Source organism: Pseudomonas sp. ES1 (assembly GCF_050586605.1).
Taxonomy (GTDB): domain Bacteria; phylum Pseudomonadota; class Gammaproteobacteria; order Pseudomonadales; family Pseudomonadaceae; genus Aquipseudomonas; species Aquipseudomonas sichuanensis.
Genome location: NZ_JBOBDM010000103.1, coordinates 1 through 10,562, shown reverse-complemented (window position 1 = coordinate 10,562; position 10,562 = coordinate 1). Strand labels below are relative to the sequence as shown.

The window sequence follows — 10,562 nt, the reverse complement described above, 5'->3', positions numbered from 1 at the left end:
TGCGATTTACCCGCGAAAGGGCCGGATCAGGCGATGATGATTAATTGGGAATACGCAATACCTGCCCCGGATAGATCTTGTCCGGATGCTTGAGCATCGGTTTGTTGGCCTCGAAGATCTTGTTGTACTGGTTGGCATTGCCATACACCTTCAAGGCGATGGCACTGAGCGTGTCACCCTTCACCACGGTGACGAACACCGCCGCCTGGGCAATCGGCCCGGTGACGGTGATCTGGTCCTCCACCGCAGCCACACCGGCAATGTTGCCGGCCGCCAGGATGATCTTCTCCTTCTCTTCCTGGCTGCTCACCTCGCCCTTGAGGATGACCTTGTCTCCCTCTACAGTGGCCGAGATGTTCGGGTTGCCCAGGCCAACGCTTTCGACGTGTTTCTTCAGCTGCTCCTCGGCATTGGCATTGCCCGGGGTCAGCAGGTCGATCAACTTCTCACCGGCTTCCTTCACGAAACTGAACAGGCTCATGTGGCGCTCCTTTTAGGGTGAATCCGTGGAAGCAGGAGTCTAGGCCAGGATCCTGCCCTGCGCCCCTGTGCGACCAATCGACGCGGTCTATCACGGCATAGACGCTAGCGATTAGACGCCACCTGCCCGGCGGCCTAGGCTTGTGGCATCAAACTGCCGCCGGTATTCGCCCCGATGAACAGCAAGCCTCCGGTCTGCGCGGCGCCCTCGTCATTCGATCTGCCCGCCGCCAGCAACACCTACGACTACCTCGAACTCACCGATGCTGCGCGTGACAGCACGCCGCTGGCCGAGGAAGTCGCGCTGGCCATCGTCTACAACGGCCTCAACCAGGCGGTGATGCTGGTCAGCCCCACCGACCTTGAAGATTTCGCGGTCGGTTTCAGCGTCGGCAGCGGCATCGTCAGCGGTACTGACGAAATCTACGACGTGAAGCTCTCCGGCAGCGGCTCGGCCTTGTATGCCGACCTGGAAATTTCCAGCCGTGCCTTCTGGGACCTCAAGAACCAGCGCCGCCAGATGGCCGGCACCAGTGGCTGCGGCCTATGCGGTGTGGAAGCCCTGGAGCAGGCGCTGCCCGAACTGACGGCACTGCCCGGGGCCCCCTTGCCCCCGGCCCATTGGCTCAAGGACCTGCGCCAGCGCATCGATGCCTTCCAGCCCCTTGGCCAGCACTGCGGCGCTGTGCACGCCGCGCTGTTCATGGACCGCGATGGCCAGCTGCTGCTGGGCCGCGAGGACATCGGCCGGCACAACGCCCTGGACAAGCTGATCGGCGCCCTGCTGCGCCAGCGCATCGACACCACGGGTGGCCTGGCCATCGTCACCAGCCGCTGCAGCCTGGAACTGATCCAGAAAGTGCTGCGCGCCGGCATCCAGACCCTGGTCAGCCTCTCGGCGCCTACCGGCCTGGCTCTGCAATGGGCACGCAAGCACAACCTCAACCTTATCCACCTGCCCAAACACAGCGCACCGCGGGTATTCAGCCCAGCGGCGGAGTAGTAACAGCCGTGACCTCGTACGAAAAACTCCCGGACAACGCCCCCGCCTCTTCCCCTCGCTACAAGCCTTACCCCGGCCCCGCCGGTGGTTGGGGCGCGCTGCGCAGTGTGGCCAAGGCCTGGGTCGGCAGCGACAACGCCCTGAAGAACCTGCGCGCCCTGCTCAAGACCAACCAGAACGGCGGCTTCGACTGCCCCGGTTGCGCCTGGGGCGACTCCCCCGAGAGCGGCATGGTCAAGTTCTGCGAGAACGGCGCCAAGGCGGTCAACTGGGAAGCCACCAAGCGCCGTGTCGACGCGGCTTTCTTCGCCCGCTACAGCGTCAGCGCGCTGCGCCAGCAAAGCGACTACTGGCTTGAATACCAGGGCCGGCTGACCGAACCGATGGTCTACGACCCGGTCACCGACCGCTACCAGCCGATCGAATGGGACGCGGCATTCGCGTTGATCGCCCGCCACCTGAACAACCTGGCCAGCCCCGACCAGGCCGAGTTCTATACCTCCGGCCGGGCCAGCAACGAGGCGGCGTACCTCTACCAGCTGTTCGTGCGCGCCTACGGCACCAACAATTTCCCCGACTGCTCGAACATGTGCCACGAGGCCAGCGGCGTTGCCCTGGGCCAGAGCGTTGGCGTGGGCAAGGGCACGGTCACCTACGACGACTTCGAACACGCCGACGCGATCTTCGTCTGGGGCCAGAACCCCGGCACCAACCACCCGCGCATGCTCGACCCGCTGCGTGACGCGGTGAAGCGCGGCGCCCAGGTGGTGTGCGTCAACCCGCTCAAAGAGCGTGGCCTGGAACGCTTCCAGCACCCGCAGAACCCGCTGGAGATGCTGACCAACAGCGATCGCCCGACCAACACCGCGTTCTTCCGCCCGGCCCTGGGCGGCGACATGGCACTGCTGCGCGGCATGGCCAAGTTCCTGCTGCAGTGGGAGCGCGAGGCACAGGCCAAGGGCGAACCGGCAATCTTCGACCACGCCTTCATCGCCGAGCACGGCCATGGCGTGGACGAGTACCTGGCGGTGGTGGATGCCACGCCCTGGGAGCAGATCGAGGCGCAGTCCGGCCTTGCCCTGAGCGACATCGAACTGTCGGCGCGCATGTACTGCAAAGGCAAGCGGGTGATCATGTGCTGGGCCATGGGCATCACCCAGCACCGCCACTCGGTGCCGACCATCCAGGAAATCGTCAACCTGATGCTGCTGCGCGGCAACCTCGGCGTCCCCGGCGCAGGCCTGTGCCCGGTACGCGGCCACAGCAACGTGCAGGGTGACCGCACCATGGGCATCAACGAGCGCCCACCGGTGTTCCTGCTCGACGCCATCGAAAAGCGCTTCGGCTTTAGCGTGCCGCGCCACAACGGCCATAACACCGTCGAAGCGATCCACGCCATGCTCGAAGGCCGGGCCAAGGTGTTCATCGGGCTGGGCGGCAACTTCGCCCAGGCCACCCCGGACACCGAACGCACCGCCCAGGCCCTGCGCAATTGCGAGCTGACCGTGCAGATCAGCACCAAGCTCAACCGCAGCCACCTGGTCCACGGCAAGCAGGCGCTGATCCTGCCGTGCCTGGGCCGTACCGATATCGACCTGCAAAGCGATGGCCCGCAGGCGGTCACGGTGGAGGACTCGTTCAGCATGGTCCATGCCTCCAACGGCCAGCTCAAGCCGCTGTCCAGGCAGATGCGCTCCGAGCCCGCCGTGGTCGCCGGCATCGCCGCCGCCACCCTGGGCAAGCAGCCGGTCGACTGGCACTGGCTGGTGGCCGATTACGATCGCATTCGCGCGCTGATCGCCGACACCATCCCGGGGTTTGCCGACTTCAATGAGCGCCTGCGCCTGCCGGGCGGTTTCTACCTGGGCAACAGCGCCGCCAGCCGCCAGTGGAAAACCGCCACCGGCCGCGCCAACTTCAAGGCCAACCTGCTGCCCGACAGCCTGCTCGACGAGCGGGTGCGCGCCAGCGGCCAGTTGCCGGACCTGATCATGCAGTCGATGCGCTCGCACGATCAGTACAACACCACCATCTATGGCATGGACGACCGCTACCGCGGCGTACGCGGCCAGCGCGACGTGCTGTTCGCCAACGAAGCCGACATCGTCCGCCTGGGCTTCCAGCCGGGACAGAAGGTCGACATCGTGTCGCTGTGGGGGGATGAGCATGTACGCCGGGTACATGGCTTCACCCTGTTGGCGTTCGACATTCCTGCCGGGCAGGCAGCGGCCTATTACCCCGAGGTGAACCCGCTGGTGCCGCTGGAGAGCATTGGCGAGGGCAGCCATACACCGACGTCCAAGTTCATTGCCATCAAGCTCGAACGGGCGCGGGACGACGGGCGGATCATCTGACCCCATCTGTAGGAGCGGCCTTGTGCCGCGAAAGGGCTGCGCAGCAGCCGCGGCGATTCTTGTTGCGTAGTTGAATACTGGGGCCGCTTCGCGACCCTTTCGCGGCACAAGGCCGCTCCTACAGGCGTAGCCTTCTAATCGGCGATGGAGCTCCGAACGCCCACAAAAAAAGCCCTGTCCGCAATGGATCAGGGCTTTGTCATAAAGGCCTCAGACCACCGAAATTCAGGAAAGTTTCATACATAATTCAATAACTTAGAGAATTGTGTACAACTCGTGCTACTCGTCGGATTTCCATTGCCAGCCGCTTCGCCGGGCCTCAAATTCCGCCTCGTCATCCCTCTGAGGCTCTCTTGATGAAGAAGTACTCCTCGATTCTGTTGTTGTCTTTCAGCTTGCTCAGCGGCGTGGCCATGGCAGGCGGCACCACCGAGGCCGGCATTGGCGGCGCATTGGGTGGGGTACTGGGCTCCGTGGTGGGCAACTCCATCGGTGGTAGCACCGGCGGCGCCATCGGTGCCGGCCTGGGCGGCGCTGCCGGCGGTGCCCTGGGTGCCGACAAGCGCCAGCGTGGCGAAGCGGCCATCGGTGGCGCGCTGGGCGCTGCGGGCGGCAACGTGGTTGGTCGCTCCGTGGGCGGCACCACTGGCAGCTATATCGGTGCGGCCGCCGGCGGCGGCGCCGGTGGCGCGCTGGGTAACTACATGGGCAACAAGGCCGACGAAGACGAACGCCGCGATTCGCGTCGCTATCGCCGCGACTACGATGATCGCCGTTACTACGACCGCGGCCACCACTACGGCCACCGCAAGCACAAGCGCCACTGGCGCGACTGATCGCCAGGCTTAAGCCTTGCGCCTAGGCCCCGCCCTCATCGGCGGGGCCTTTTCGTTTGCGCCAATGCCCGAGGATTAGGGGCCGCCCCGATATGGAGGCCAGTAGCCACTAGTTATCATTCCCTGCTTCCACCTTGAACAGGACGCAGGGAATGCGCGCGATCAGCCCCCTCTTCATCTGCTCGCCTCCGGCCCTGGGAGGTTGAAACATGCCCACCCGCACTCGCCCGCCACTGCTCAGCGAAGCCAGCTTTGCCCGCATTCGCCAACGGGTTGTGCAGGCGACCGGCGTACACCTGGCCAACGACCGCCGGGCAGTGGTCGCAGCGCGGCTGCACAAGCGCCTGAAAGCCCATCGCCTGGCAGACTTCGAACACTACCTGGCCCTGCTCGACAGCGAACAGGGCGCAACGGAACACGAGCACCTGCTGCGCCTGCTGGTAGCCCGCGACAGCTACTTCTTCCGCGAACACCGCCATTTCGAATGGCTGGCCAGCTGGCTGGCTGAACTCCAGCACCCAGTGCGCTTTTGGAGCGCCGCCTGCGCCACCGGTGAAGAAGCCTGGAGCCTGGCCATGGTCGCCGCCGAAAACGCCCGCCACCCAGGCTGGCAGGTGCTGGCCAGCGATTTCGATCCGCAGTTGCTGGAGCACGCAGCCGCCGGCATTTACGACATTGCCCAGGCCCGCTACTTCCCGGAAGGCTGGCTGGCCCGCCACTGCCTGTGCGGGGTGGGTGAAATGGCCGGGCGACTGCGCGTCGCCCCCGCCCTGCGCGGGCAGGTAGGCTTCGAGGCGATCAACCTGATTCAGCCTCTGCCGGAACGGCTCGGCCAGTTCGACGCCATCCTGCTGCGCAACCTGCTGTCCAGCCTCGCCCCAACGTACAAGTGCGAGGTGCTGCTGCGTGTGCTGGCACAGCTGCGCCCCGGCGGCTTGCTGATCATCGGGCACAGCGAGAGCATCCACGAGTTGGACCTGCCCCTGCGCCCCTTGCTGCCCTCGGTGTTCGAACGCTTATGATCAGAGGCACTGACTGCGCCCCCGCGCCGCAGTGCCCATGCGGATCGTGCCGGCCTGCCGCCCCCCCTTCCCTTGCGAAACAGGCCCTGACCCATGCCTTGCCGTATCCTGCTTGCCGACGATTCGCCGCTCTTTCGCGCCGGCCTGCGCGCCCTGCTTGAACAGAAAAAGGACTTCGCCGTGGTCGGCGACACCGGCGATGCCATGGCCGCCGTGAACCTCGCCGAGAAACTCAAGCCGCATATCGTGGTGCTCGACATGAGCGGTGAGCTGGACAACCAGCAAGCCCTGCAGGAACTGTTCATTCGCGCCCCGGCCAGCCGTGTGCTGATGTTTTCCGCACGCTCCGAGCTGGAACACGTGCTCAACTGCCTGCAACTCGGCGCCCATGGCTTCCTGCTCAAGAATGCCTCGGTGGGTGAGCTGGAGCAGGCCCTGCAGACCCTGCGCCACGGCGGCCAGTACCTGTCATCGGCGGTGCTGCCGATGGTCATCGACCTGGCCCTCAAGCACAGCCGCAAACGCCCGACAGGTCAGGTGCAGACGCCGCTGACCAACCGCCAGCTGGAGATCCTGCGGTTGATCGCCCGTGGCGAAACCACCCGTTCCATCGCCGATGGCCTGGGCCTGAGCATCAAGACAGTGGAGGCGCACCGCTCGCAGATCATGCACCGCCTGCAGATCCACGACGTGCCGGGGCTGGTGCTGTTTGCCGTACGCGAAGGGATCATCCGCCTCAACGATTGAGCGACAGCCCGGCGAGGATCAATTGCAGCGTCTCTGGCAATGCGGCCGGGCGCCCCGAAGCACGCTCGACGAATACCTGCACCAAGGTGCCTGCCGCGCAGGCGTCGTCCTCGCCGGGGCGGAACAGCGCCAGGCGATATTCCACCGTGCTACCGGCAAGGCGCGTTATGCCCAGGCCCACTTCGAGCACGTCGGGGAAGCCAGGCAGCGCGAAGAAGTCTGCCGCCGAACTGACCACGAAACTGGCCAGTTCGCCGTCACGCAGGTCCAGTTCGGCCTGTTCGACGAGGAAGCCCTGGATGGCCGTCTCGAAGAAGCCGTGCACGGTGGAACCGGCGAGGTGGCCGTTGAGGTCGTTGTCCTGGGGGCGGGTGAGGATCGGGTGGAAATGGGAGAAGGCGGTGCGTTGAGGGGATTCGGTCATTGGAATTGCCCGGTTTCGGTATTCAGATGCCCTAAGTGAAACAGAATATTCGGGCTGGAGGGCGCTTTTCTCGGCCTCTTCGTCGCACCACCGTGAAAGCCAGCACAAAACTGTCAGAAACAAAAAAGCCGCCCCGAAGGGCGGCTTTCTCATTCGAACCGGCAGCTGCTTACAGCTGCGGGCCAGCGCCTTTGATGGCGTCGGAAACTTCGAACTTCTTGAAGTTTTCGATGAACAGCTTGGCCAGGCCCTGGGCAGCTTCGTCGTAGGCAGCCTTGTCAGCCCAGGTGTTGCGCGGGTTGAGCAGCTCGGTCTCGACGCCCGGAACGGCCTTCGGCACGTCCAGGTTGATGATGTCCAGGTGCTCGGTTTCGGCGCCGACCAGAGCACCGCTCTGGATGGCGGCGATCACGCCACGGGTGGTCGGGATGCTGAAGCGCTTGCCAACGCCGTAGCCACCGCCGGTCCAGCCGGTGTTGACCAGGTAGACCTTGGAGCCGAACGCCTTGATGCGCTTGATCAGCAGCTCGGCGTAAACGCCGGCTGGGCGCGGGAAGAACGGCGCGCCGAAGCAGGTGGAGAAGGTCGACTTGATGCCGCCGCCCGAACCCATTTCGGTGGAACCGACCAGCGCGGTGTAGCCGGACAGGAAGTGGTAGGCCGCCTGCTCGTTATTCAGGATCGACACTGGCGGCAGTACGCCGGTCAGGTCGCAGGTCAGGAAGATGACCGCGTTCGGCTCGCCGCCCAGGTTCTCTGCCGAGACCTTCTCGACGTGCGCCAGCGGGTAGGCGGCACGGCTGTTCTGGGTCAGGCTCACGTCGGCGTAGTCGGCGTGCTTGTTGGCGTCGATCACGACGTTTTCCAGCACCGCGCCGTGCTTGATGGCTTTCCAGATGACCGGCTCGTTCTTCTCGGAGAGGTCGATGCACTTGGCATAGCAACCGCCTTCGATGTTGAAGACCACGCCTTCACCCCAACCGTGCTCGTCGTCACCGATCAGGTAACGGCTTTCGTCGGCCGACAGGGTGGTCTTGCCGGTGCCGGACAGGCCGAAGAACAGGGTGACGTCACCCTCTTCGCCGATGTTGGCGGCGCAGTGCATCGGCAGCACGTCGGCGGCCGGCAGCAGGAAGTTCTGCACCGAGAACATGGCTTTCTTCATTTCACCGGCGTAACGCATGCCGGCGATCAGCACCTTCTTCTGGGCGAAGTTGATGATCACGCAACCGTCGGAGTTGGTGCCGTCACGCTCAGGCACGCACTCGAAGTTGGCGACGTTGAGGATCTGCCACTCACCACGGCCAGCCGGGTTGTACTGCTCAGGGTTGATGAACAGGCAACGGCCGAACAGGTTCTGCCAGGCGGTCTGGGTGGTCATCTTGACCGGCAGGTAGTGCTCGGCTGCGGCACCTACGTGAACGTAGGAAACGAAGTGATCCTGGGCGTTGTTGAACGCCTCCACGCGGTCCCACAGGGCATCGAACTTGTCGGCCGGGAACTTGCGGTTGATCGGGCCCCAGCCAATCTGGTCCTGGGTGGAAGGTTCTTCGACGATGAAACGGTCAGCCGGCGAACGGCCGGTGCGATGACCGGTTTCCACCACCAGCGCGCCAGTATCGGCCAGCACGCCTTCACCGCGGGACAGCGCTTCTTTTACCAGCTCATCGACGCTCAGGTCGGTGTACACGGTGTTGTTGGCTTGCGTCATGAGATACCCCATCCGGCCCGAGGCCGAGTGCTCCAAACGTTTTGTAGTTGTCTCGAAAAAACTACTACAGCGAAAAAAGTGGCCGGATTATGCCAGAAACGCCCAAAAAAAGTAGGCCCCTCCTGTCAGAACTGCGCTTTTGCGCAATTCGACAGGAGAAAGTCCTGTAGTTAACCGTTTCAGTGGTGAGTTTCTGATGGTGCGTCGGTGCCACCACCGGCAAACAATTGCTCAACATCGCTTGCATCGAAGAGATAGCGCTCATTGCAGAACTGGCAATCGATCTCGACCTGGCCGCCGCATTCGGCCACCAGCGCCTTGGCATCGGGCTCACCGAGGCTGATCAGGGCGTTGCCGGAACGCTCGCGCGAGCAGCTGCAGCGGAAGCGTAGCGGCTGGATATCGAACAGGCGAACCGCGTCCTCGTGGTACAGGCGGTGCAGCACGGTTTCGTTGTCCAGGCCGATCAGCTCTTCGGCCTTCACGGTGTTGGCCAGCGCCTTCACGTGGGCCCAGCTTTCGTCGCGTTCCTCGATGTCCTTGTGGATCTCGGCCGGCAGTTGCTGCACCAGCAGGCCACGGGCGCGCACGCCATCGGCGGCCAGGGTGATGCTGGTATTCACCTGCTGCGACATGACGAAGTAGTTGGTGAAGCACTCCGACAGGTCCTTGCCATCCAGCTCGACGGTGCCCTGGTAGCGCTGGCCGTTGACCGGAATGATGGTCAGCACCAGGTGGCCGCCGGGCATCAGGTCGGCAAGGCTCGCATCCTCCTTGATCTGCTCGGCCTCATAGCGCGCCAGCCCGCGGATCTCGTGCTCGCTGGTGTATTCGATGGCCAACAGCGGCACCGGCCCCTGGGATTGAGCCTGGAGCACCAGCAGCCCATCGAACTTCAACGTGCCGACCAGCAGCGCAGCGGCGCCCATCAGCTCGCCCAGCAAGTACCGGACCGGGCGCGGGTAATCGTGCTTGGCCAGCACCTCGGCGTAGCTGCGTTCCAGCGCGACCATCTCGCCGCGCACGTCGCGGTCGTCGAACAGGAAGCGTTGGGTGAAATCTGTATCTGGCAAGTCGCTCATGGTTGTCTGGCTATCTGAAAATGATGACAAAATAATTGCAGGAGACTGAAAGGTCCGTCATAGAGCGCTCACAAGGCGCTAATTCCCGCTGGAGATCGAGGTATTTTATGGATAATCGACCACTGTTCCAAGCAAGGTGGTCCTGGGGACCCTTGGCAGCCTGCACGTTGGTGCCCATCGCACTACTGTGTTTCTGGTTATGGCCCGTTGGCCAGAACCTGTGCCTGACTTTCGACGAGTGGCTGTTCCACAGCCTCAACGCCCCACTGGCCGACCATGTGCTCTGGCGCTCCATCTGGGCCGTCGGCAGCCTTCGCCCGTTCGACCTCCTGGTCGGGGTGATCATGCTGTCGCTGCTGATCCGCGGCGACTGGGTATTCAAGGCAGTTCAGGTGCGCCAGGCGTTTTTCGGCTTCCTGGTGACCCTTTTACTCTTAGTGGTGATTCGTGCGCTGTTTTCCAAGTGGGTCGGTGCAATGGGTTGGCAACACAAGAGCCCGTCGATGGTCATCGACAACGCCGTTCACCTGAGCGACCTCTACCCGAACCTGGAAGCCAAGTGGGAGCTCAAGGACCGTTCCGGCCAGAGCTTCCCGGGTGACCATGCCTCGGTGCTGCTGGTCTGGGCGCTGTTCATGAGCCTGTTCAGCCGCCGGCTGGTACAGCACCTGGTGATCTGGGCGCTGGCCTGCCTGTTCATGCTGCCACGCCTGGTGGCCGGCGCGCACTGGGGCCAGGATGACTACATCGGTGGCCTGCTGATGGCGGTGCTGGCCCTGGGCTGGAGCTGCCACACGCCGCTGGCGGCCAACGCCAGCACGGCGCTGGTGCGCTGGACGGCGCCGCTGTTCGACCTGCTGGGCAGGTTGCCGTTGGTCGGGCGAATGAGCGTGATGCGCGCCG

At 64.0% G+C, this 10,562-nt stretch carries 10 protein-coding genes; 6 read left to right on the top strand and 4 right to left on the bottom strand.

The window, feature by feature from the left end; translation table 11 throughout:
* Positions 1 to 40: 40 nt before the first annotated feature.
* Positions 41 to 481: a peptidoglycan-binding protein LysM gene (gene lysM, locus ACQ4N9_RS25900; protein WP_125857115.1), complete on the bottom strand. Its 441-nt coding sequence runs from the start codon at positions 479 to 481 to the stop codon at positions 41 to 43.
* A 174-nt stretch (positions 482 to 655) separates the two neighbouring features.
* Here lysM and fdhD point away from each other — a divergent pair, with 174 nt between their 5' ends.
* From fdhD to ACQ4N9_RS25875, 5 genes are all read left to right on the top strand, one after another.
* Complete coding sequence (gene fdhD, locus ACQ4N9_RS25895; protein WP_390966332.1) at positions 656 to 1,483, top strand: formate dehydrogenase accessory sulfurtransferase FdhD; 828 nt, start codon at positions 656 to 658, stop codon at positions 1,481 to 1,483.
* Positions 1,484 to 1,491: 8 nt separating this feature from the next.
* A complete protein-coding gene (locus tag ACQ4N9_RS25890) occupies positions 1,492 to 3,837 on the top strand; it encodes an FdhF/YdeP family oxidoreductase (RefSeq protein ID WP_390966334.1) in 2,346 nt (781 codons plus the stop codon).
* A 356-nt stretch (positions 3,838 to 4,193) separates the two neighbouring features.
* Positions 4,194 to 4,673: a glycine zipper domain-containing protein gene (locus ACQ4N9_RS25885; protein ID WP_125857112.1), complete on the top strand. Its 480-nt coding sequence runs from the start codon at positions 4,194 to 4,196 to the stop codon at positions 4,671 to 4,673.
* Between the two features lie 209 nt (positions 4,674 to 4,882).
* Positions 4,883 to 5,695: a CheR family methyltransferase gene (locus tag ACQ4N9_RS25880; RefSeq protein ID WP_390966336.1), complete on the top strand. Its 813-nt coding sequence runs from the start codon at positions 4,883 to 4,885 to the stop codon at positions 5,693 to 5,695.
* Between the two features lie 93 nt (positions 5,696 to 5,788).
* Positions 5,789 to 6,442 (top strand): response regulator, encoded by a 654-nt coding sequence (locus ACQ4N9_RS25875; protein WP_390966338.1) that lies wholly within the window; start codon positions 5,789 to 5,791, stop codon positions 6,440 to 6,442.
* On the opposite strand, the gene ACQ4N9_RS25870 is transcribed toward ACQ4N9_RS25875, so the two are convergent.
* The 3 genes from ACQ4N9_RS25870 to hslO all read right to left on the bottom strand — a co-directional run bounded on the left by ACQ4N9_RS25870 (position 6,432) and on the right by hslO (position 9,659).
* Positions 6,432 to 6,866: an acyl-CoA thioesterase gene (locus tag ACQ4N9_RS25870; protein WP_390966340.1), complete on the bottom strand. Its 435-nt coding sequence runs from the start codon at positions 6,864 to 6,866 to the stop codon at positions 6,432 to 6,434. The genes ACQ4N9_RS25875 and ACQ4N9_RS25870 overlap by 11 nt on opposite strands.
* A 169-nt stretch (positions 6,867 to 7,035) precedes the next feature.
* Positions 7,036 to 8,577: a phosphoenolpyruvate carboxykinase gene (locus tag ACQ4N9_RS25865; protein WP_125462214.1), complete on the bottom strand. Its 1,542-nt coding sequence runs from the start codon at positions 8,575 to 8,577 to the stop codon at positions 7,036 to 7,038.
* A 179-nt stretch (positions 8,578 to 8,756) separates the two neighbouring features.
* Positions 8,757 to 9,659, bottom strand: coding sequence for an Hsp33 family molecular chaperone HslO (gene hslO / locus ACQ4N9_RS25860; RefSeq protein ID WP_125462213.1), 903 nt, complete (start codon positions 9,657 to 9,659; stop codon positions 8,757 to 8,759).
* Between the two features lie 107 nt (positions 9,660 to 9,766).
* On the opposite strand from hslO, the gene ACQ4N9_RS25855 reads away from it, so the two are divergent.
* Positions 9,767 to 10,562 (top strand): phosphatase PAP2 family protein (locus ACQ4N9_RS25855; RefSeq protein WP_430934046.1); only part of this gene is annotated, 796 nt, incomplete at its 3' end.